The 22379-nt window shown below is 68.9% G+C and carries 19 protein-coding genes; 11 read left to right on the plus strand and 8 right to left on the minus strand.

Annotation, left to right across the window (positions count from 1 at the left end):
- Nucleotides 1–96: 96 nt before the first annotated feature.
- The gene (locus tag AWB94_RS06390) at nucleotides 97–405 is read left to right on the plus strand and encodes a hypothetical protein (RefSeq protein WP_062658959.1); all 309 of its coding nucleotides are present in this window, start codon (nucleotides 97–99) and stop codon (nucleotides 403–405) included.
- On the opposite strand, the gene speB is transcribed toward AWB94_RS06390, so the two are convergent.
- A complete protein-coding gene (gene speB, locus AWB94_RS06395; RefSeq protein WP_062658958.1) occupies nucleotides 366–1319 on the minus strand; it encodes an agmatinase in 954 nt (317 codons plus the stop codon). The two genes, AWB94_RS06390 and speB, sit on opposite strands and share 40 nt — an antisense overlap.
- Nucleotides 1316–2779 carry a purine-cytosine permease family protein gene (locus tag AWB94_RS06400; protein WP_062658957.1) on the minus strand — a complete coding sequence of 488 codons (1464 nt, stop codon included), beginning with the start codon at nucleotides 2777–2779 and terminating at the stop codon, nucleotides 1316–1318. The genes speB and AWB94_RS06400 overlap by 4 nt, the downstream gene beginning before the upstream one ends.
- 120 nt (nucleotides 2780–2899) lie before the next feature.
- On the opposite strand from AWB94_RS06400, the gene AWB94_RS06405 reads away from it, so the two are divergent.
- Nucleotides 2900–4363: a PucR family transcriptional regulator gene (locus AWB94_RS06405; RefSeq protein WP_062658956.1), complete on the plus strand. Its 1464-nt coding sequence runs from the start codon at nucleotides 2900–2902 to the stop codon at nucleotides 4361–4363.
- A 13-nt stretch (nucleotides 4364–4376) separates the two neighbouring features.
- Nucleotides 4377–5174, plus strand: coding sequence for a nitrilase-related carbon-nitrogen hydrolase (locus AWB94_RS06410; RefSeq protein WP_062658955.1), 798 nt, complete (start codon nucleotides 4377–4379; stop codon nucleotides 5172–5174).
- Between the two features lie 4 nt (nucleotides 5175–5178).
- Here the strand turns inward: AWB94_RS06410 and AWB94_RS06415 are convergent, their stop codons facing one another.
- The gene (locus AWB94_RS06415; RefSeq protein WP_201029605.1) at nucleotides 5179–6702 is read right to left on the minus strand and encodes a glycosyltransferase family 39 protein; all 1524 of its coding nucleotides are present in this window, start codon (nucleotides 6700–6702) and stop codon (nucleotides 5179–5181) included.
- A 432-nt stretch (nucleotides 6703–7134) separates the two neighbouring features.
- Between AWB94_RS06415 and AWB94_RS06420 the strand changes: the two genes are divergently transcribed.
- Both AWB94_RS06420 and AWB94_RS06425 read left to right on the plus strand, forming a co-directional pair.
- Nucleotides 7135–7578: a universal stress protein gene (locus AWB94_RS06420; RefSeq protein WP_062658954.1), complete on the plus strand. Its 444-nt coding sequence runs from the start codon at nucleotides 7135–7137 to the stop codon at nucleotides 7576–7578.
- 250 nt (nucleotides 7579–7828) lie between these two features.
- Nucleotides 7829–9127 carry a cytochrome P450 gene (locus tag AWB94_RS06425; protein ID WP_062658953.1) on the plus strand — a complete coding sequence of 433 codons (1299 nt, stop codon included), beginning with the start codon at nucleotides 7829–7831 and terminating at the stop codon, nucleotides 9125–9127.
- A gap of 31 nt (nucleotides 9128–9158) precedes the next feature.
- On the opposite strand, the gene AWB94_RS06430 is transcribed toward AWB94_RS06425, so the two are convergent.
- Nucleotides 9159–9845, minus strand: coding sequence for an MBL fold metallo-hydrolase (locus tag AWB94_RS06430; RefSeq protein ID WP_062658952.1), 687 nt, complete (start codon nucleotides 9843–9845; stop codon nucleotides 9159–9161).
- 105 nt (nucleotides 9846–9950) lie between these two features.
- Between AWB94_RS06430 and uvrA the strand changes: the two genes are divergently transcribed.
- Nucleotides 9951–12863: an excinuclease ABC subunit UvrA gene (gene uvrA / locus AWB94_RS06435; RefSeq protein ID WP_062658951.1), complete on the plus strand. Its 2913-nt coding sequence runs from the start codon at nucleotides 9951–9953 to the stop codon at nucleotides 12861–12863.
- A gap of 61 nt (nucleotides 12864–12924) precedes the next feature.
- Here the strand turns inward: uvrA and AWB94_RS06440 are convergent, their stop codons facing one another.
- Both AWB94_RS06440 and AWB94_RS06445 read right to left on the minus strand, forming a co-directional pair.
- Nucleotides 12925–14094, minus strand: coding sequence for a winged helix DNA-binding domain-containing protein (locus AWB94_RS06440; protein ID WP_109762523.1), 1170 nt, complete (start codon nucleotides 14092–14094; stop codon nucleotides 12925–12927).
- Nucleotides 14084–14347, minus strand: a complete 264-nt coding sequence (locus tag AWB94_RS06445) for a hypothetical protein (protein WP_062658950.1) — start codon at nucleotides 14345–14347, stop codon at nucleotides 14084–14086. The genes AWB94_RS06440 and AWB94_RS06445 overlap by 11 nt, the downstream gene beginning before the upstream one ends.
- 111 nt (nucleotides 14348–14458) lie before the next feature.
- On the opposite strand from AWB94_RS06445, the gene AWB94_RS06450 reads away from it, so the two are divergent.
- The 3 genes from AWB94_RS06450 to AWB94_RS06460 all read left to right on the plus strand — a co-directional run bounded on the left by AWB94_RS06450 (nucleotide 14459) and on the right by AWB94_RS06460 (nucleotide 18002).
- Entirely contained in the window at nucleotides 14459–14962 is a 504-nt protein-coding gene (locus tag AWB94_RS06450; protein WP_062658949.1) for a lipoprotein LpqH, read from the plus strand.
- 80 nt (nucleotides 14963–15042) lie between these two features.
- A complete protein-coding gene (locus AWB94_RS06455; RefSeq protein ID WP_062658948.1) occupies nucleotides 15043–16662 on the plus strand; it encodes a hypothetical protein in 1620 nt (539 codons plus the stop codon).
- Nucleotides 16644–18002, plus strand: coding sequence for a CHAT domain-containing protein (locus AWB94_RS06460; RefSeq protein ID WP_062658947.1), 1359 nt, complete (start codon nucleotides 16644–16646; stop codon nucleotides 18000–18002). The genes AWB94_RS06455 and AWB94_RS06460 overlap by 19 nt, the downstream gene beginning before the upstream one ends.
- Here the strand turns inward: AWB94_RS06460 and AWB94_RS06465 are convergent.
- Complete coding sequence (locus AWB94_RS06465; protein WP_062659005.1) at nucleotides 17951–18421, minus strand: hypothetical protein; 471 nt, start codon at nucleotides 18419–18421, stop codon at nucleotides 17951–17953. The two genes, AWB94_RS06460 and AWB94_RS06465, sit on opposite strands and share 52 nt — an antisense overlap.
- A 69-nt stretch (nucleotides 18422–18490) precedes the next feature.
- Here AWB94_RS06465 and AWB94_RS06470 point away from each other — a divergent pair, with 69 nt between their 5' ends.
- Both AWB94_RS06470 and AWB94_RS06475 read left to right on the plus strand, forming a co-directional pair.
- Nucleotides 18491–19867: a hypothetical protein gene (locus AWB94_RS06470; RefSeq protein ID WP_062658946.1), complete on the plus strand. Its 1377-nt coding sequence runs from the start codon at nucleotides 18491–18493 to the stop codon at nucleotides 19865–19867.
- The gene (locus AWB94_RS06475) at nucleotides 19864–20904 is read left to right on the plus strand and encodes a hypothetical protein (protein ID WP_062658945.1); all 1041 of its coding nucleotides are present in this window, start codon (nucleotides 19864–19866) and stop codon (nucleotides 20902–20904) included. Before AWB94_RS06470 ends, AWB94_RS06475 begins: the two co-directional genes overlap by 4 nt.
- Nucleotides 20905–20908: 4 nt before the next feature.
- Here AWB94_RS06475 and AWB94_RS06480 read toward each other — a convergent pair whose 3' ends face one another.
- Nucleotides 20909–22291, minus strand: a complete 1383-nt coding sequence (locus AWB94_RS06480; protein WP_201029607.1) for an alpha/beta hydrolase — start codon at nucleotides 22289–22291, stop codon at nucleotides 20909–20911.
- Nucleotides 22292–22379: the final 88 nt, after the last annotated feature.

Consider the following 22379-nt stretch of genomic DNA (forward strand, 5'->3'; position numbering starts at 1 on the left):
CCCGGTGCGCACGTGGTGTGCAATCGGTGCGGCGGTAGCGGTGAGTAGTCGGCCCCCGGGCGCGCGCACCGACCGAATCGATGAGAAGATCCGCATGTGCGTGAACACCCCGAGGACCCGGCCGTGAGCCAGGCGCGGCAGTTCTTGGCCGCACTCTACGATCAGGTCGCCGAGATCTCGCACAAGCTCGAGGTCGTCGATGCGCGTAACCGGCGCGCTCGTGCCCGCGGCACCGCACGGGTGGATCCCCGGGCCGGTGATCTGCGCCGGGAACTGTACGAGGCGCATCGGTTGATCGACGGCTTGCATCGCCGATTCCCGGAAACCGCTGCGCCCACACTGTCTTTCGGGCGGCAGGTCCGCGGTCAGGCTCGATTGGCGGCCAGCACGGAGAGCAATTCGTAGCCGACGTGTGCGGCGGCGATGCCGGTGATCTCGGCATGGTCATAGGCCGGTGCCACCTCGACGATGTCGGCGCCCACCACGTCCAGCCCGATCAGCCCGCGCAACGTGTTGAGCAGTTCGCGCGAGGTCATACCACCGGCTTCGGGGGTACCGGTGCCCGGTGCGTGGGCAGGGTCGAGCACGTCGATGTCGACCGACACGTACACCGGGCCGCCGGACAGCCGCTTGCGCATCCGTTCCACGATCGAGGCCACCCCGTCGACCTCGTAGTCGTCCGAGCGGATCACCTGGAATCCGAGCACGGCGTCGTCCTCGAGATCGTGTTTGCTGTACAGCGGGCCGCGGATGCCGATGTGCTGCGACCGTTCCATGTCGATCAGGCCCTCCTCGCTGGCCCGCCGGAACGGGGTGCCGTGGGTGAACGGCGCCCCGAAGTAGGTGTCCCAGGTGTCCAGGTGGGCGTCGAAGTGCAGCACGCCGATGGGGCCGTGGTCGCGCGCCAGGGCACGCAGGATGGGCAGGGCGATGGTGTGATCGCCGCCGATGGTGAGCACCTTCGCACCGTCCTTGCGCAGGTCGGTGACGGCGGCGTCGATGGTCTCGATCGCGTCGGCGATATCGAACGGATTCACCGCGATATCCCCGCAGTCGGCCACCTGCTGAGCGGCGAACGGCTCGACGTCGACGGCGGGGTTGTACGGCCGCAACAGCTTCGACGAGGCGCGGACGTGGCCCGGGCCGAACCGTGCGCCGGGACGGTAGGACACCCCGCTGTCGAACGGGATGCCGACGATGCTCACGTCGGCACGGCCGACCTGGTCGAGGCGCGGCAACCGGGCAAACGTGCCGGGCTCGGTGTAGCGCGGATGGCGGGTGGCGTCGATCGGACCGATGGGGCCGTCGGGGTGACTCATTTTTCCTCCGCTTCAACGGTGTTGGCGATCGCGGCGGCATCGGCGGGATCACTCAGGGACGGGTCGGCGGCAATGCGGGCCAGCTCGTCGGACACATCGAGGGTCCGGGTGACGGCGATGTAGACCACGCCCGACACCAGTAGACCTATCACGAAAGCGATGTCGACATCGCCCATCGCGGCGGCGACCGGTCCGGTGTAGAACGGCAGTACCAGGAACGGAATCTCGGCGGCGATGCCCGCGGCGAACGCCGCCAGCCCGCGCCAGGACCAGGCGCCGTACACGCCCGCCGGGGTGAACAGGTCAGCGATCACGTAGTGCCCACGGCGCACGAAGAAGAAGTCGGTGAGGTTCACCGCGGTCCACGGCACCAACAGGTACAGCATGATCAGCAGCGTGGTGTTCAGCGCCGCGGTCGCGTTCGACAGCAGCAGGCTCATCGCCAGCCAGGCCGCCGCCAGCACCAGGATGGTGACCACCCGCAGCCGCCGGGTGGGACGCACGGAACGGACCGAGTCCAAACCGGTGACGACGGTGAGCATTCCGCTGTAGGCGTTCAGCCCCATGGTTGCCACCAGCACCAGCGTCGAGACCACCGCAAGGACGCTGCCCAGCATGGGGACGGTGGCGTTGCCGGTGGTGTTGATGCCCGCCAGCGCGTCGGACGCCCCGAGGTAGGTGGCCATCCAGCCGCCCAGCGGGATGAGCCACATCGGCGATGCGGTGGCGCCGACGAACACCGAGGTGATGATGGCCGAGGGCTTGGTGTCCCGAGGCAGGTACCGGCTGTAGTCGGACACGTACGGGGCGTAGGTGATGTTGTACGACGCCGCCACCCCGAACTGCGCCAGGAAGGCCACCCAGGTGAAGCCACCGGCGGCCGGTGTCGTGGCGTGTACGTCACCGGACAGCACGCCGTAGGTCAGCATCAGCCACAGCGGCAGCGAGATCCAGAACAGCACCCGGAAGGCCTTGTGCAGCAGGTCATGCCCGAAGATGGCCAGGCCGGCGGCGACGGCGGTGATCGCCACGGCCACCGCCACCGAGTTCCAGCCGAAGATCTCCTGCAGACCGGATTTGATGATCACCACATCGACGACGTTGAATCCGACGAAGGTGAACAGCGTGCCGATCAGCGGCAGGAGCACACCGCGGTAACCGAATTGGGCCCGCGACTGAATCATCTGCGGCAGCCCGAGCACCGGGCCCTGGGTGGCATGGAACGCCATGAACAACGTGCCGAAGGCGATGCCCGCGATCCCGGCGACCACCGTCCACCACAGGGACAGGCCGAGGCTGGGGCCCACGAACCCCAGCGCCAGGGTGAAAGGCTGGAAGTTGCCGACGAACCAGAACGGACCCTGGTGGCCGACTTTGCCGTGCCGTTCGTCGTCGGGCACGTAGTCGATCGAGCGGGTCTCGATCAAGGTCCCGGACCGGTCGGTGCTGGGAATGGTCATGCGTGTTCTCCCTGTGTGGCGTTGGTCATACTGTCGCCGGATTCGCAGCCCGATGCCATAGCGATTTTGTTCAGTCTGCCCATTAGCATTGGACGATATGTACAACCGGTCGGTCCTGCGGTGATCACCGTCCGCGATGTCGCCACGGCGGCGTCACTGCACCTCACGGTGGTGGCCGGTGCGGCCGGACTGGACCGCGAGGTCGCCTCGGCGCACGTCTCGGAGCTGGTCTCCCCGGGAGACTGGTTGCAGGGCGGTGAGCTGTTGATGACGGTGGGCCTGCTGCTGCCGATGACCGACGAGGACTGCCGAGCCTACGTGTCCACCTGCGCGACGGCCGGCGTGGCGGCGCTGGCCCTGGGCGTCGGGCACGGCCTGCCGTACCGGGAGTGTCCGGAGCCGTTGCGCGCGGCGGCCGAGCAGGCCGGCATCACCATGCTGGTGGTGCCCGACCGAACCCCGTTCATCGCCGTGACCAAGTGGGTGTTCGAGACGATCGCCCGGCAGGAGCGGCGCGGCTTACAACAGGCCATGGAGAACAATCGCCGGCTCACTGCAGTGGCCACCAGTTCCGCGCCGCTGCCTGCGCTGCTGTCGGCCTGGGCGGCGACGAGCGCCACCCCGTGCGTGGTGTGTGACGGTGCGGGTGGCCTGGTGGCCGCGAGCCCCGGCACCCCGCCGGACATCGTCGAAAGGGCACGCGCGAGTTGCGGGCAGATGGACGGCCGCAGCTGGGCGGTGGTGGACGGGTTCGAGGTGCACGCCATCGGCGCCCGGGTACCGCTGGCCTATGTCGCGCTGGGGGCCGATATGGACGCCGCCACCCGGGCGTCGTCGACGGTGCTGGTCTCGCTCATCGCCGTGGACCGCGAGCGGCGCGAACTCTCCGACGAGCCCGAGCGCCGCCGGCGCGAGCAGGTGTTCGGGCAGCTGCTGCGGGCCGGCATGAAACGCGAACGCGCCCAACAACTGGCGGCCGGGGTGGGGCTGTCTGGCGAACACTGCCACGTCGCCGTGGTCGATGGCGCGGGCGAGGAGCTGGCCTTCCGGTTGCGGTCCACCCTCGACGGTGCACTGGTCCGGGTGAACGGCCCGACGGTCGAGATCGCGCACTGGGATCTGGGTGCCCTGACCGAGACCCTGGCCACCCACGCCGGTGGGCTGCCCACCGGCGTCGGCGCGGCGACCAGTCCGGAGACGCTCGGGGTGTCGGCCGCGCAGGCCCGGTCACTGGTGCCGGTCAGCCGGCGGCTGGGCCGCATCGTCACCGCGGGTGAGGGTGAGACGGTGTCGCTGCTGTTGTCGCTGGGGGAACCCGAGACGGTGCGCGGATTCGGTGACGCGGTGCTCGCACCGCTGGACCAACTCGAACCGGGGGAGCGGGTGGAGCTGTTGCGCACCCTTGACCAGTGGCTGCGGGTCAACGGGGCGTGGGATCCCGCCGCGGCCCGGTTGTCGGTGCACCGCAACACCGTTCGCAATCGCATCGAACGGATCGCCCAGCTGACGGGGCGACGCTTGGACGACGGCGACGACCGCATGGAGCTGTGGCTGGCGCTGAAGGCCCGCACCGCGCTGCCGTGACTACACTGCGCTGATGACCCGGATCGCATGTTGTCAGATCGCGCCCGTGTTCGGTGACTTGACGGCCAACACCGCCCTGGTCGTCGAGCAGATCCGCGCCGCGGTCACGGCCGGTGCCGATGTCGTGGTGCTGCCCGAACTGGTGACCTCCGGCTACATGTTCGCCGACGCCGACGAGGCTCGCGCGCTCGCGCAGCCGGCCACCGCGGACACGTTCGCCGAGTGGATCGCCGCGGCCGGTGACGCCGTCGTCGTCGGCGGCTTCCCGGAGAGCGGCCAGGACGGGCTGCTCTACAACAGTGCGGTGCTGCTCGACGGATCCGGTGTGCTGGCCTTCTACCGCAAATCGCATCTGTGGGACCGGGAGAAGTTGATCTTCACTCCCGGCGCGGCGGTGCCGGAGGTGGTTGCCACCCGGCACGGCGCCATCGCGGTGATGGTGTGCTATGACCTGGAATTCCCGGAACTGACCCGGCCGGTGGCGCTGGCCGGGGCCGAACTCATTGCCGCACCGGTCAATTGGCCACTGTTTCCCCGCCCCGACGGCGAACACTCCGGCGAGGTGATCAACGCGATGGCCACCGCCAGGGCCAGCAAGGTGGCCGTCGCCTGCTGTGACCGGGCGGGGGTGGAACGCGGGCAGGCGTGGACGGAGGGCAGTGCGGTGGTGTCCCCCGACGGGTGGGTGCTCTCGGCCGTGGGCTCCGGCGTGGGCATGGCGATCGCCGATGTCGACCTGAGCGTCACCCACAACAAGGCGCTCACCGAGTACGTGGATCTGTTCGGTGATCGGCGTCCCGAGTTGTACTGACCTGTCAGCGCGTGGATTTCACCAGTTGTGCGAAGTTGAACTGCCAGCGCTCCACGATGTGGAAGCCCATCCGCTCGGGCACCTGGTAGGCAGGCGCCCGGCTCAGCCGCGGTCCCGGGTCCAGTGCGGCGCCGCTCTGCCGGTCCGGGACGGCGCGATCGCGTTGGGATACCGTCCACAGTACGGTGCATGCGCGAACCCGGTCGGCCACCCCCCAGATGCCCAGATGCGCGTCCCACAACCGATTCCGGTCCGCGGCACGCATCCCGCGGCCGGGATCGATCAGCTTGGCGTAGGCCGCCGGTCGGGCCGCGGTCAGCGGACGGATCGGGCCAGGCATCCAGTTGGTGGTGTTGTCCACGATCAGGCAATCACCGGGTGCGGCGTGCGCGGTGATGACGTCGGCGACCTGGCTGAAATCCATGCCGCCCTTGGCGTACGGTCCGCGCTGGACGATCAGGAAATTCGGTGTCGCGGCGACGGCGAGGACGGCCAGCACCGCGGTGGCGCGCTCCCGCGTCCGTACGATGCCCACGATGCTCACCCCGAGCAGCAAGGCCATTGCCGGGGCGGTGTACGTGAGATAGCGCGGATAGTAGATCGGTTCGGCCACAAACGAATACGCCAGCAGCACCGCGGTGGGCAGCACCACCCAGGCCAGGCTGAGCCGAAGCAGCGTGCGCGCCCCGGGCTCGGTCGGCCGTAGCCGCCGGATGAACAACGGCAGCAGCAGGATCATCCCGGCGCACACCGCGAACGCCAGGCTGTCGTCGAAGTACTGCTCCTTGAGAATCTCGCCGACGGTATGTGCCGACGGCGGTGAGATCCACCGCACCTGGGCTATCTGGGTGCGGCAGAACAACACCAACGGCGCGACGGCGAGTACCGCGACGCCGGCGGCGCCGGCCCACGCCGCGGTGCGCCGGCGGTCACGCAGTGTCGCGACGAATACTCCGTGCGGCAACACCAGCAGCACCAAGAAGACGTTGAGCACGGCGGCCAGCGCCAAACCGGCGCCGTAGGCCACCCACAGGCGGGGCCGGCGCGTCGACGCGACCAACAGCACCGTCAGCCACACCGCGACGGCGGCCGTCAGCGCGTACGAGCGTGTCTCGATGCCGGCCCACGTGACCCTGGGCAAAATCGCGAACACCACACCCGCGGTGACCGCGGCCGAGCGGCCGACGAACCGCTTGCCCAGCGTCACCACTCCGGCCGCGGCGAGGCCGACGGCCAGGCAACTGGAGAATCGGGACCAGAACTCGGTGGCCGGGAACACCGCGAACCAGCCGTGCATCAGCAGGTAGTACGCGCCGTGCACGGCGTCGATGTTGCCCAGCAGGCGAGCGAGCTCCGGGATGGTGCGCGTGCTCGCGGAGATGGTGGCCGCCTCGTCGAACCAGAACGAGGGCCTGGCGGCACCGGCCGCGCTCACGGCGATCGCGAAGACCGCCACCAGCACCCCGTCCAGGCGGCCCGAACGCAGCAGCGCAGTCGATTCTCGCCGCGTGAGCAGGGACAATTCCACCTGGTCGACCCCCGTTCAGGTTGTGGGCGCAACCGTAATGCCCCCGCCGGTACCGGTCCAGTCGACGCCAGCGTGAGGTCAGTGGGGCTGGGGCGCAGGACCTTCCGGGCGTGCTGCCGATCGGCTTGGCCGCCCGCGTCGGTCCCGTCTCCAAACACCGGCGCGGCGAACGATATTGAGTGTCGATGTGATGGCCGCACAACGGGTGTCGACGGTTTGACCTCGGTCACGTCCGCGGCCCGTTACGGGCATGTCCTGCGTCACCAAAATGCCTGATCCGGGGGACGAGCCGATACCATCGGTACCCGAATGACGTCGCCGGGCGTGACCGGCGCGCCGGGTGTCGCCAATCGCGCCCCCGGTCGTCGAGCAAAGGGTTACTGTCTCGGGTGGCGTAGCTATGGAGAAGGTTCTGAGACTGGGAGGGCATGAATGAGCGCCTATCGGACCGTGGTCGTCGGTACGGACGGATCGGATTCGTCACTGCGTGCCGTGGAGCGTGCAGGGGAGATCGCGGCCAATGCCGGGGCAAAGCTGATCGTCGCGACGGCATATTTCCCGCAGAGTGAAGATCATCACGCCGCCGACGTCCTGAAGGACGAGGGCTACAAGATGACCGGCAACGCCCCCATCTACGCCATCCTCAAGGAGGCCAGCGACCGGGCCAAGGTCGCCGGAGCCACCGACATCGAGGAAAAGGCCATCGTCGGAGCGCCCGTCGACGCGCTGGTCGACCTGGCGAACGACTCCGGGGCCGACCTGCTGGTGGTCGGCAACGTCGGGCTGTCCACCATCGCCGGCCGGCTGCTGGGATCGGTGCCGGCCAACGTGGCGCGCCGCTCCAAGATCGACGTCCTCATCGTGCACACGTCCTGACACCGCCTCGATAAGCCAACGAAAGGCCCGGCGCTCGCGCCGGGCCTTTCGCGGTGTTCCGGCCGGAACCGGGGAACCGGCGAAAGGTCGGCCGAGACACCGGATCTGGTCTGCGGCCCAGCGGGCTCGCGGGGAGCTTGCGGCCGGGCGCCCTTGGACTTGCCGGCCTGAAATGTCCGACCCCTTCTGCAGAATTCGGCTACAGACAGCCGCACGTGGTGTCACACTCGGCCATGAGGGAGGTCGAGCCATGACCGCAACACTGCGCCATACCGGTATCGCACCCCGCCGCAACGGCGCACCGCCGCCCGAGGTGCCGTTGGCCGATATCGACCTCGGCTCGCTCGAGTTCTGGGAGTGGGACGACGACCACCGCGACGGCGCCTTCGCCACCCTGCGCCGGGAGTCGCCGATCACCTTCTTCTCGGTGCCCGAATTCGCCGGCTTCCCATCCGGCGCCGGACACTGGGCGTTCACCACCTACGAGGACGTGCGGCACGCCAGCCGCCATCCGGAGATCTTCAGTTCCAGCCCGACGAGCACGTCGTTGTCCGATGTGCCGGCCGAGATCGCCGAATTCTTCGGGTCGATGATCACCCTCGACGATCCGCGACACCTGCGGTTGCGGGGCATCGTCAACCGCGCGTTCACCCCCAAGGTGGTGGCCCGCATCGAGGACAGCGTGCGTGAGCGGGCGCGGCGCCTGGTCGCGCAGATGATGGATCGCCACCCGGACGGTGAAGCGGACTTCGTGGCCGAAGTGGCCGGGCAGCTTCCCCTGCAGATCATCTGCGACCTGATGGGCATCCCCGAACAGGACGAGGCTGACGTCTTCCATTGGACCACCGTGCTACTCGGCGCCGGGGACGACGAGGTCTCGGGCGACTACGACGAAATCGTCAAGGTATCAACGGATTTGGCAATGTACGGGATGGAACTGGCCGAGCAGCGGCGGGCGCGACCAGAAGAGGATCTGACCACCAACCTGGTGCAGGCCGAGGTCGACGGGGAACGGCTCAGCTCCGCCGAGATCGCCTCGTTCTTCATCCTGCTGTCGGCGGCCGGCAACGAGACCACCCGCAATGCGATCAGTCACGGCATGGTCGCGCTGACCCGCTATCCGGAACAGCGCGAAATCTGGTGGGGCGACTTCGACGCCGTCGCCCCGACCGCGGTCGAAGAGATCGTCCGGTGGGCATCGCCACTGATCTTCATGCGGCGCAACCTGACCGAGGACATCGAGATGCGCGGCATCTCCATGAAGGCCGGCGACAAGGTCTCGATGTGGTACGCCTCGGCCAACCGCGACGAGACGAAGTTCGCCGACCCGTACCGGTTCGACGTCACCAGGAACCCGAACCCGCAGATCGGCTACGGTGCCGGCGGCGCGCACTTCTGCCTGGGTGCGAACTTGGCCCGCCGCGAGATCCGGGTGCTCTTCGACGAACTGCGAGCACAGGTGCCCGAGATCGTGGCCATCGCCGAGCCGGCCATTCTGCGGTCGGCGTTCATTCACGGCATCAAACGGTTGCCCGTCGCTTGGACATAACCCGGCTGAACATGACCGGGGGGCAGGGCTGCTACCAGCCGCGCTGCTTCCACTCCGCCAGGTGCGGGCGTTCGGCGCCCAGGGTGGTGTCGTCGCCGTGGCCGGGATAGACCACGGTCGAGTCGGGGTAGCGGTCGAACACCTTGGTGCTGACATCGCCGAGCAGTCGTTCGAAGTCGCCGTCCTTCCAGGTCTTGCCCACCCCGCCGGGGAACAGGCAATCCCCGGTGAAGAGGTGGGTCACCTCACCGTCGGCGCCGCGCAGCGCCAGCGCGACCGAACCCTCGGTGTGGCCTTGCAGGTGGATGACGTCGAAGGTGAGCTTCCCGATGGGGACGGTGTCGCCGTCGGACAGGATCCGGTACGGGCGCACCGGTAGTGGTTCGGCGTCCAGCGGATGCGCGGCGGTCGGCGCCCCGGTGGCCTCGGCCACGGCTTGCAGCGCCTGCCAGTGGTCGGGATGCTGGTGGGTGGTCACAATGAGAGAGATGTCGGGAGCGTGGGTCCTGATCAGCTCGATGAGCCGGTCGGCGTCGTTGGCCGCGTCGATGAGCAGGGTTTTCCCGGTCTCGGAACAGGTGATCAGGTAGGCGTTGTTGTCCATCGGGCCGACCGAGGCCTTGATGATCGTGGCCGCGGGCAGGGTGCGCCGGGCGGCGGTGCCGGGGTCGAGGTGGCCGGTGTAGTCGTCACTGACGAGGTTGTGTGGACTGTTCACAGTGCCACGCTATCCGGCCCGACCGCGGCCGGCTCCAGCTTGGCTGGGTCTTGTCGGGGGGTACACCTAGCATGGCTGTGAATTCTGTCCTCAGGAGGAAAATCGGTGTCTGACCGTCTAGTCGTCAAGGGTGCGCGCGAACACAACCTGCGCGGCGTCGACCTTGACCTGCCCCGCGACGCGATGATCGTGTTCACCGGTCTATCGGGATCGGGGAAGTCGTCGCTGGCGTTCGACACGATCTTCGCCGAGGGGCAGCGCCGCTACGTCGAGTCGCTGTCGGCCTACGCGCGGCAGTTCCTCGGCCAGATGGACAAACCCGATGTCGATTTCATCGAGGGCCTGTCCCCGGCGGTGTCGATCGACCAGAAGTCCACCAACCGCAACCCGCGGTCGACCGTCGGCACCATCACCGAGGTGTACGACTACCTGCGTCTGCTCTACGCCAGGGCCGGCACGCCGCACTGCCCGGTCTGCGGTGAGCGCATCGCCCGGCAGACCCCGCAGCAGATCGTCGACCAGGTGCTCGCGATGGACGAAGGCCTGCGCTTCCAGGTGCTGGCCCCGGTGGTGCGCACCCGTAAGGGCGAGTTCGTGGACCTGTTCGACAAGCTCAACTCGCAGGGCTACAGCCGGGTGCGGGTGGACGGTGTGGTGCACCCGCTGACCGACCCGCCCAAGCTGAAGAAGCAGGAGAAGCACGATATCGAGGTGGTCGTCGACCGCCTCACCGTGAAGGCCAGCAGCAAACAGCGGCTCACCGATTCGGTGGAGACCGCGCTGGGTCTGGCCGACGGCATCGTCGTGCTCGAATTCGTCGACCGCGACGATGACCACCCGCACCGTGAACAGCGCTTCTCCGAGAAGCTGGCCTGCCCCAACGGGCACCCGCTGGCCGTCGACGACCTGGAACCGCGGTCGTTCTCCTTCAACTCGCCCTACGGCGCCTGCCCGGAATGCACCGGCTTGGGCATCAAGAAGGAGGTCGACCCGGAGCTCGTCGTCCCGGATCCGGAGCTGACGCTGGCCGAGGGGGCGGTGGCGCCCTGGTCCATGGGGCACACGTCGGAGTACTTCACCCGGATGATGGCCGGCCTCGGTGAGGAGATGGGGTTCGACGTCAATACACCGTGGAAGAAGCTCCCGGCCAAGGCGCGCAAGGCGATCCTGGAGGGCTCCGACCACCAGGTGCACGTCCGGTACAAGAACCGCTACGGGCGCACCCGGTCCTACTACGCCGACTTCGAGGGCGTGCTGGCCTTCCTGCAGCGGCGGATGGAGCAGACCGAGTCCGAGCAGATGAAGGAACGCTACGAGGGCTTCATGCGCGACATCCCGTGCCCGGTGTGTGCGGGCACCCGGCTCAAGCCGGAGATCCTCGCGGTCACCCTGGCCGCCGGTACCTACGGCGCCAAGTCGATCGCCGAGGTCGCCGAGCTCTCCATCGCCGACTGCGCGAACTTCCTCAACGCCTTGACCCTGGGCGCGCGTGAGCAGGCCATCGCCGGCCAGGTGCTCAAGGAGATCCAGTCCCGGCTGGGCTTCCTGCTCGACGTCGGGCTGGAGTACCTCTCGCTGTCCCGCGCGGCGGCCACCCTGTCCGGCGGCGAGGCGCAGCGCATCCGCCTGGCCACCCAGATCGGCTCCGGCCTGGTCGGCGTGCTGTACGTGCTCGACGAGCCCTCCATCGGGCTGCACCAGCGCGACAACCGCAAGCTCATCGACACCCTGGTCCGGCTGCGCAACCTGGGTAACACCCTGATCGTCGTCGAGCACGACCTGGACACCATCGCGCACGCCGACTGGGTCGTGGACATCGGTCCGGCCGCCGGTGAACACGGCGGACGCATCGTGCACAGCGGCACCTACCAGGATCTGCTGAAGAACACCGAATCGCTCACCGGCGCTTACCTTTCCGGCAAGGAGAGCATCGAGGTCCCGGCCATCCGCCGGCCGGTGGATCGCAAGCGGCAGCTCACCGTGGTCGGGGCCCGCGAGCACAACCTCAAAGAGGTCGACGTGGCCTTCCCGCTCGGGGTGCTCACCTCGGTGACCGGCGTATCCGGGTCCGGCAAATCCACCCTGGTCAACGACATCCTGGCCACGGTGCTGGCCAACAAGCTCAACGGGGCGCGGCAGGTGCCGGGTCGGCACACCCGGATCAACGGCATCGACCAGCTGGACAAACTGGTCCGGGTCGACCAATCGCCGATCGGTCGCACACCGCGTTCCAACCCGGCCACCTACACCGGTGTGTTCGACAAGATCCGCACGCTGTTCGCCGCGACCACCGAGGCCAAGGTGCGCGGCTACCAGCCGGGCCGGTTCTCGTTCAACGTCAAAGGTGGCCGCTGCGAAGCATGTTCGGGTGACGGCACGTTGAAGATCGAGATGAACTTCCTGCCGGATGTGTACGTGCCGTGCGAGGTGTGCCACGGCGCACGGTACAACCGGGAAACCCTGGAGGTGCACTACAAGGGCAAGACCATCTCCGAGGTGCTCGACATGCCCATCGAGGAGGCCACCGAGTTCTTCGAACCGATCTCCTCGATCCACCGTTATCTCAAGACACTGGTGGACGTCGGGCTGGGTTACGTCCGGCTGGGGCAGCCGGCGCCGACGCTGTCCGGCGGCGAGGCGCAACGCGTCAAGTTGGCCGCCGAACTGCAGAAGCGCTCGACCGGCCGCACCGTCTACATCCTCGACGAGCCGACCACCGGCCTGCATTTCGAGGACATCCGCAAGCTGCTCAGGGTGATCAACGGCCTTGTCGACAAAGGCAATACGGTCATCGTCATCGAGCACAACCTGGACGTCATCAAGACCTCCGACTGGATCGTCGACATGGGTCCCGAGGGCGGTGCGGGCGGCGGCACCGTCGTCGCGCAGGGTACCCCGGAAGACGTGGCGGCCACCCCGGGCAGCTACACCGGGCAGTTCCTCGCCGAAATGCTGGAGCCGCCCGCGGTGGCCCCGGCACCCACCCCAGCGCGCAAGCGGCGCAAGGTCAGCGCGTAGATCGAGTTCAGATGGCGCTCACGGCGCCAACGTTCGAGTAGCAACCGCCGCGCGGGCCACATCAACCGCTCTTGGTCAGCGGGGACGGGAACCGGGGCTTGACCTGCACCCCGTCCAGCCATTCGGTCAACTCGTCGGCCTTGTGCTGCAACCCTTTCAGGGTGTCCTTGGCGACGTCGGCGGTGAGCCGCAGCTGCACCCGGCCGTCGGCGTCGTGCACCCAGCCGCCGACCACTCGGCCGTCCGCCCAGGCGGTGGGACCGGCGTTGCCGTTGCGGTCGAACACCTGCTCACGATGCCCATCCAGATACCACTGCCGGTCGGACCAGCCCATCACCGTGACATCCAGGCCCGGCAGCAGCGCGCACCAGGGCTCGACAGGCGGTTCGGGTTCCAGGTCGTCGGGCAGCGCCACCCCCGGGGACCCGTGGAGGTCGACCTCGACGGCGCCGACGGCGGTCAGGGCTCGCCGCGTCCAGGTGAGGGTGTGGCCGAACCACCAGGCGATGTCCGTAACCGTGGCCGGGCCGAATGCCCGCAGCCAGGTCGCCACCAACGCGGCGCTGGCCGCATCGGCGTCGGCGGTCGCGCCGGCGCCCAGCCACGCGGTGCGTGATGCCCAGCGCGGCCGGGACACCGTCCATGCGCCGGTGTTCGGGCCACGCACGATATCGCCGCGCACCGCCAGCACCGTCAACACCCGAGGGGACACCGGAGTCGCTCCACCCCAAGACTTTCCGGGCGCCGGATCGTGGCTGCCCGCCAGCTCGGGCAGTGCCGCGCGCAACTCGGCCGCACCCGTCGGCCCACGTTCGTCCAAGTACTCGAGCACCGCGGCACATGCGGTGTCCAGCCAGGCCGCCCCGTCGGCGGCGATGCCGCCCTTCTCCACATCGGCGATCAGCTTGCGCCGCTCGTTGGCGGCCACCCGGTCGCTGGACGCCGCCTGCACGGTGTGCAGGTCCTCGGCAGGCACCACCCACAGCGTCCGGCGCATCGCGAGGTGCTTGACCAGCGAACGGCGTTCGTAGAGGGCATCGTCCAGTTCGGCGCGGGTGAATTCGGGCACGCGCGCCCACAACGACAGATACGGCGTGGCCGGATCGGTGGCGTGCAGGCCGACCAGGGCCGCGGTGACGGTCTCCGCGGTGCCGCCCTGCGGTGCGAGGAAATGTCGCCGGGCCAGCCGGGCGCGTCGTTCCTCGACGCCGAACACCCGCTCAGGCGTCACTGGGTTCTTCCGGACGGGCGTCCGGCTGTCCCATCGATTCCCTGATCTGGCGTAGCCGCTCGGCGGCCGCCTCCTGACGCCGCTCGTACTGCTCGGCCACCGACCGGCCCTCGGGAGTCTCCTGGGCCAGCTCGGTGGCGCCGATCGCCGTGCCGAACCGGTTTTCGATCTTCTCCCGAACGGCGTCGAAGGTGGGCACTCCGCCGGCGTCGTACTCCGGATCGGGTGGGCAAGGCTGCTGGTCATCGGCCATATCGTCACGATACCCACCGCAAAGGTTGGGATCGGTAGCAATGGCGTCCGCATGTACTTGTCCTACGCCGCGCCACTGGGGCGCAGGGCGAGACGAAGGGACTCAAGGGAAATGACGAAGAATCGCGTACTGGTCGCGGGCATCGGGATGATCGCGGCGGCCGCGGTCTTGGTCGGCTGCTCCGACGACAACTCGGCCAACTCGACCAAGGGCAGCGCACCCTCTGCCGGCAACGGCAACACCCAGGTCAGCACCGGCGGCAACACCGAGGTCAAGGTCGAGGGTCAGGACCTGGCCGGCCTGGACGTCAAGACCGTGACCTGTGTGAAGCAGGGCGGCAAGATCAACATCGCCAGCGGCGCGATCGGTGGCCAGCAGGGTCTGGGGGTCGTGATGACCGATGAGGCCACCCCGAAGGTCGAGTCGCTGGGCCTGGTGGTGGACGGCAATGCGCTGGCGGTGGCCGCCATGGGCGGTGCGAGCTCCGGTTCGGCCGATGTGAAGGTGGACGGCAATACCTACACCATCACCGGTGAGGCCACCGGCGCCGACCTGAAGAACCCCATGGCCGGGATGATCAGCAAGAAGTTCGAGATCAAGGTCTCCTGCAACTGATCGGGTATCGACGGGATCGACCCCGAAGGCGGCAGGCGCACTGCGCCCGCCGCCTTCGGCTGCCGCCTTATGATGGCGCGATGTCGATACCCGACGATTTGGAGCGGGCTCGTTCGTTGGCCTTCGCCTCCGATGAAGTCGGTGCCAAAGAGCTGCTGCTGTCGTTGATGGCGCCCATCGAGGCGGCTGATCGGGACGACCTGATGCTCGAAGTTCTGGCCCAGCTCGGCGAGCTCTACCTGGTGCGGACGGCCTACGACGGGGTGACCGAGGCCGTCAAACGCGTCGATGACTGCCTGCGGATCTATCGGGAGATCCGGGCCGGCACACGACCCGATCTCGCGGCGCAGACCACCATGACCGACGCCGAGATCGACCACATGGTCGCCCGGTACACCCGGCGCGTCCAGTTTCTGCGGACCGGATTGGCCGCCGCCCACGGTGAGCACGAGGCCGCGGCCGCGGCCCTGCAGTTGCTCGTCGACGATCCAACGCCATTCGACGACCTCACCACGGAGCATGCTTATCTGGTGACGCACGCGCGCATTCTGTGCGCGGTCGCCCTGTGTGACGATGATCTGCACGTCCAGTCAGTTCCACTGTGGGAGAAGGTGTTCGATGCCCTCGAAGGCCCGGGCGATGGCAGCGAGTTCGACGACAGCCTGCGCGTGCTGGCCGCCACCGGCTACGGCCGGTTCTGTGTCGAGACGGGCCGCCTGACCGAAGCCGAACCGTGGCTGCGCCGAGCCGGTGCCCGGGCCAAGGCGCGCGAATGGCACCTGGCCACGGCCAGAACAGAATTGGAACGTGCCACCGCGGCGTGGGCGGCGGGAGACCGGGCCCGCGCTCAGGAGCTGGTGCACGGTGCCTACCCGGTGATCGCCGAGCACGCCCGCGCCCACGACGTTTCGCGCAGCTGGCTGTACCTCGGTCTGATCAGCATCTCGGTGGGAGCCCTCGACGACGCCGACGAACGGTTCGGCCATGCCGAGCGGCACTGGCGCGAGGTGGAAAAGCCACTGCATATTCACCGGATCCTGTTGCAGCGCAGCTGGGTCGATATCCTTCGCGGTGACTTCGCGGCTGCCACCGACCGGACCAACGCCGCGCGTGCACTGCTTGACGGCTGGCCCCGGCACAGCTGGCTCCAGTACGCCAGGCTCGACGATCACCTGGGCTCGATCCTGCGTGCCGAGGCACTCGCCGACCCGGCAAACGCCGATGAGAAGTTCGCTCAGGCCGCCGAACTCAAACTGCCCGCCGCACTGGCGGTCGACACGGTGCGATACGCCATCACCGACGCCGACGCGCGGATGCGATGGGCGACCCACGTCTCGGCGCGGCTGCTGGCGGGGGCATTCGCCGTCGCCTGGGAATGGGGGAACACCACGCTGGTCAGCGAACTCATCGAATATCACTGCGCCCGAGGCGCACTCAGCGTGCCGGAGGCAACACATGCGGTGGATTGGGCGGACACCGCGACCGCTGCGGTGCCCGTCGACGAGTCGGAGGACTATGCGCTGGTCGCGTCCGGACCCGTCTCGGTGGCCCGCGGCTCGCTGACCCGGCTGGGGGCACTGCCACCGCTGCGAATGGATCCGACCACCGCGCCGGTTCTGGCGCGCTACCGTGAACTCGCACAACAACGTTACGGGATCACCGTCACATCCACCGACGCCGAATGGGCCACTTGGCCGTGACCGAGCCGCTCACCCTGGTGTTGCGCTACGCCGATGTCGGTGTCGCCAGTTACGCCAGCCTGCGCATCGTCGGGCAGCCCGAACGGACCGTCACCTGGGTGGTGGCCGAGCAGGTTCTCGTTGCCGTACACGATGAACTCGGCGCGGCATTACCGGATCCCCGTCACGACGAAACGCCGCTGGAGGGATTGGCGCGCGCGCTGTCGGAGGGCGCCTTCACCACACCGTCGACCGAGCTGTCGCTGGCCTACCGTCTCGGCGCGCTGCTCATCTCCGAACAGGCATGGCAGCTGCTGACCGAATGCGTGACGTCGCCGCGGGCCGTGCTCTTCATCGCACCGAGCGCCCGCCTGGGCCGCGTGCCATGGAGTCTGCTGGCCAAGCCGACGTCGTTCCCTGCGGCGGCCGACGTGCTGGAGAACCGCACCGAGGCCGTCACAGTCGAACTCACCGAGGGTTACCGGCTGATGGAGCTCGTCGACGTACTGATGGCGGTACCCACGAACATCGCCGCGTCGCGCCGCGCCACCGCACCACCGGCCGGCGGTGACCCGCTGTTGATCCTCGATCCGCGGGTGCCCGGCCAGCGCCCGGACTCGACCCTGGGTTCGGTCTTGGGGCGTCCGGCCCCGGACACCCTGTTGGCCCGCCACTATGCGGGCGTCCTGCAGCGGCAACCGGTGCTGCCACGCGTCGACACCGCCGTGGAACTGTTCCGGCGCACCGACGCCGACCGCAGCTGGCTGGCACGCATGCTCGCGCAGCGTCCGGGACGGTTGGTGTTCGTCGGACATGCCAGCGTCGCCGACGGCGATGTCGGGCATGCCGACCGGGCGGCCCTGCACTTGGCCTGCCATGCGAGCACGCCGGGTCTGGCCGAGCCGATCGGGGACCACCGACCCCTCACCGCGGCGGACCTGATGGCCGCCGACCTGGTGTTCCCGTGCCGGGTTGCCTTGCTGGCCTGTGCCTCCGGCGGCGACTACCGGTTCGACGAGGCCACCGGCCTGGTGGCCGCGATGGTGCTGGGCGGCGCCCAGATCGTCACCGCCACGTTGTGGTCGTTGCCCACCACGGCCGGCTACCGGCGGTTCGCCGACTCAGCCGATCACGCCGATCCGATGGGCGAGGTGATCGCCGCGGTCGACACCGCCCACCAGCAGGAGTCCGTCGCGGAGGCCGGTCGCGCGGTGAACCGCTGGCAACGTGAACAGATGCGCCGCTGGCGTGACGGGGACACCTCGGCCAGTCCGGTGTACTGGGCCGCACTGGCGACCTTCGCCCTGTCTCAGGCCGGCGGCACGCACACCGCGACCGCCGACTCGTCGCCGCGGCGATAGTAGGCGTCCACGATGCTGCCCGGGCAGATCCGGTCCAGCGCCGTCACCGGGATCAGTGCGGTCTCGTGCGCCGGGAACTGACCACCCTCGGGTTTGCGCACCATCAGATCGAGCACCACCTCGCGGTGTTCTTCTCGGGTGGTGCCGGTCGGTTGTGACGCGGTCACCACGCCGCGGCTCCTGGTGCCGTGCCGGATGAGTTCCAGCTGGGCATCGGTCACCAAACCCTTGTCGAGCAGCATCCGGTCGAATGTCGCTCGCGCCGCTGTGATCTCGTCGGGCCGGATGAGTCGTTCGGCGGCCGCGGGATAGGTTTCGGCCGCCGGTTCGGTGGCGCGGCGCAGGAATGCCAGCGCCAACAGTGCGGCCCCGGTGGCGCCGGCGACGATCAGCAGCACCAGCATCATGGCTTCGAACATGCAGACCAGCATCGGGGTAACCGTCGGCTACCGAACCCAAGTTTTGCCGGCGCACCCTATCCTGGGTCGATGGCCACCCAGGCGAGCGAAGCGACGGGGGATGTCGCCCAGGCGAGCGAAGCGACGGGCGTCGTTACGCCGGACGCCGCGCAGCGGGCGTCCGCGGCCCGCCGCGCCGTGATCGACCGGGCCTGGCGGGCACTGGGCCCGGGTGTCGAGGTGCTGAGCGCCGACGACGGCGGACCCCTCAGCCGGACCGTCAAGCGCATCCTGGATCCGCTGGTGCTGCGGCTGCGGTCCAATCCGCAGTATTCGACACCGGTGGTCACCGCCGAGGTGGCCGACGAGATGCACCAGCTGATCCTGGCCCACGCCGGCCGGTTGCGCGCAACCGCCGAGTGGTTCACGGTGCTCAAGGCGCACCGGCGGCGGCTGCGGCTGACCACCGGTAACGCCCAGGAGCTGTATTTCCCGGTGTGTTTCGAGTTGGCCGTCACCAATGGCGAACCGGGGCAAGGGGACGATCTCTCGGAGATCGCCGAGCGGGTTCTGCGCGGTGTGCACGGGGATCGGGATCGCACCGCCATCGAGGTCCTCAACCGGTACGTGACCGATGCCGGTGCGATGACAGCGTTGTCGGCGCAGTTGCAGCGCAGCTGGCGCGATGTGCGTCCGTCGGACGCCATCACCGAGCCGTTTCTGGCCGGTTTGGCCACCGTTCTCGGTGACGCCGACGGTCATTCGGCACAGGCGGCCCGGCAGCGGGTGTGGACGGCGCTGGTGGCCGACGCCACGCCCTACAACCTCGGCGCACGCGCCCACGGCCCGGATCCGCAGCTGCCCTGGTCGATCGTCGAACTCGGCCTGAGTTCGACTGTGCCGCAACCCCCGCCACCGGTGGATGGGGGATCCGACGGTGACCGTCCGCTCGACCGCAGTGTGGTAGACCGGGTCCGGGCCACGCTGCGGCGCGCCCTCGACCGCGACGAGTTGCCCGACGTGCCGATGCTGTGCTCGGAGGAGGTGGACCGGGCGTGTGCGCCGTGGGGTCTGCTCGCCGAGGACATGCAGGCGACCCTGGTGGCCGGGGTGGAGGTGGCCGTCGAGCTGGCGCCGCTGAGCGAGAACGCCGCGCCGCGCTACCGGCTGGCGGCGCAGATCCAGGCCCGGTTGCGCAAGGAGGCCTATGTGCTGCACGCGCGCCGCTATCTGAGCGCCGATGCGGCGTTACACCCGCGTCAGCAACAGGTCACCGACGAGTTGGCCGCCTTCGCCAGGCCCTATCTGAACCGGTTGTGGGCGCGCCTGCACGGCCGCGACGTCTGGCAGGAATCCTGCACCGATGTCGACGATGTCCGCACCCTGCTGGAAGGCGTGGCCCGCTCGGTCAGTCTGGATCACCGGCAGCGCATCAAGGCCATGCTGGAATTGGCGGCGGCACGATGAAACTCGTTGCCGAACAGGGGTTGTGGACCACCGGCCGGCCGGCCGCCGCGCCACCTGCGGTCGCCGTCCTCGAGGTCGCGGGCGCGGTCCTGGCGTGGACCGTCGACGACTCGCTGGCGCCGGTCGCCGTCACTTTCACCGACGTGGCCGCCGCCGACTGGCTGTGGCGGGTGCTGGGCGAGGCCGGCCATGTCAGCGTCGTCGAAGCGCTGTCCGGACCGCCGGCGCACTCAGCGGCCGCAGTGGACCTCGTCGACGTGCAGTGGGCCGCCGCCGCGCTGGCTCCGCTGCGCCGGCTGGCGCTGGGACACTGGCTGCGCCGCTGGTGGCCGGCCAGCGTGCGCGACGGTATTGCTGACCTCGACGCTGCGCTGCTTGACGTCGAGATCGCCGTGCTCACCGCGGCGGCCGAAGAGTTCTTCGCCGACGACACCTTCGATTCCGACGTGACCGGGCTTCTCGAGCCGCATCGCGCGGCGCTGGCGGCCCTGTTGGCCGACGGTGACCCGCGGGTGGCCGCGCTCGTCGCATCGGTGGCCGATTGGGTTGACCTGAACGAGATTCCGGCACAGCGCAGGCAACAGGATTACGCGCTGGCCGCAGGCGGCGTAGGGGTACAGCGGCCCGGCACGATCGCGTCGGGCAGCGCATCCGTTCCGTGGAGTGCGGTGCCGCCCGGCGTGTTCGACGCGGCCGAGGACACCGTGTCCTGGGCGGTGACGGCCGCGGCGGGCGCGGTGCGTGCCGAGATTCGCACCGAATTGATCGGCCCGTCAACAGGTATCCCGGTGACTTTCGACGGCGTCGTGGGGGCGTTGGATGCCCAGGGCCGCGCCACGCTGACCCTGCCGATCTCGGAATCGGCTGCCTGGGAACGGGATTGGTCTTCGTCGGTGATCGGTGTCGGCGGTTCGGCCGGTCCCGGTGACACCCGCGAGGTCCGGGAGCGGCTCCGTGCGTTCGCGCGGGCACGGCTCGCCGGCCCGGCCACCGATGCTTTCCTGGCCGAGATCCTGGCCGCCGAATCGGATTACTGACCGCTCAGCGGGCCACCCCGGGCCCGGAGGCCTGCAAGGTCGGTGGGCCCGAGCGGGGCAGCGGGATCCGCGCCACGCCCGGCGTGCCGATCTGACCGGCAAGCCACGGCAGGGCGGCCTCGAACGCGCGTGACGCGAACGGCCAGTCGTGTTTACCGGGCTGGACGATCACCGCGCAATCGATGCCGTTGGTGCTGCCCAGACCGCACAGCGACTGGGCGGCGACGGCCTGATCACTGGCCCGCGGATGGGAGCCCGGCGGTGTACCGGGGTCGTTGACGGCGAACCAGCCGGCGAGACCGGAGTAGCGGCCGTGCCGGTTCATCACCGTGGTGGGGTCGAACGAGGCGTACTGCGCGACGTTTCCGCCGAACAGCCGGTCGATGGTTTGCGCCTTGTTCCCCGAGTTGGGGCTGATGTCACCGGCGATGTCCTCGAACACCGAGAACATGTCCGGGTGCATCACCGTCAGGTCGACGGCGCACGTGCCGCCCATGGACCAGCCGACCGAGCCCCAGTTGGCGGGCGCGGGGCTCACCCCGAATTTCGAGATCATGGTCGGCACCACGTCCTTGGTGAGATGGTCGGCGGCTTTGCCGCGCAACCCGTTCACGCATTCGGTGTCGTTGTTGAACGCCCCGCCGGAGTCGACGAACACCAACACCGGCGCGTTGCCGTTGTGTGCGGCGGCGAACCGGTCCACCACACGGATCGCGTCACCGGCACGCAGCCAGTCGGCGGGGGTGTTGAATTCGCCGCCGATCATCATCAGGGTCGGCAGCTTCGGCGGGGGATTGGTGGCGTACCAGGCCGGAGGGAGGTACACGAGTTCGCCGCGGTGCCGGAAGCCGGACCCGGCGTCACCGGTGTCGACCGGGACCACGGTGCCGTTGGCGGGGATCATCCGCTGCTGCTGCATGGCGGTGACGGTGGCCATGTCGGTCTGGTCCGGCAGCGGTCCTTCGGTCAGTTGGCTCCAGGCGGTTTGCGCCGTCGGGAAGTAGCCGACCCACAGGTTCAATGCCAGCGCGGCGCACAGGGCGCACAACGGTACCGCCAGTGCGGTGGCACCACGGCGCCACCAGCCGGTGCGCCGCCAGCCGGTCACCAGCACGGCGGCCATGAAACCGATCAGGCCAACCCAGATCCACAACGCACGCGGTGCGGGGTCACCGGCCAACCCCTGGCTGCTGATGTACCAGTGCACGGCGGTAGCCACGGCCACCCCGGCCACCAGTGATATCGGCAGCCCGAGTTGGTGCCAGCGCCTGCTGCGCCAGCCGACGGCGGCGATCACCACGGCCGCGGCGACCAACTGCACGATCACCGGAAGCCAACCGTGCATCAGTGAAATGTGCTGCAAGAATTCGTTATTGGCGTCGGCCATCGAGGGTGCGGCGACCGTCGTCGTCGAAGGTGTCACGCCACCATGGTGGCCGCCGATCCTTGGGGATGGCTGTGAGTTCGCTCCGACG

The sequence above is a fragment of the Mycolicibacterium canariasense genome (genome assembly GCF_002101555.1).
Classification (GTDB): domain Bacteria; phylum Actinomycetota; class Actinomycetes; order Mycobacteriales; family Mycobacteriaceae; genus Mycobacterium; species Mycobacterium canariasense.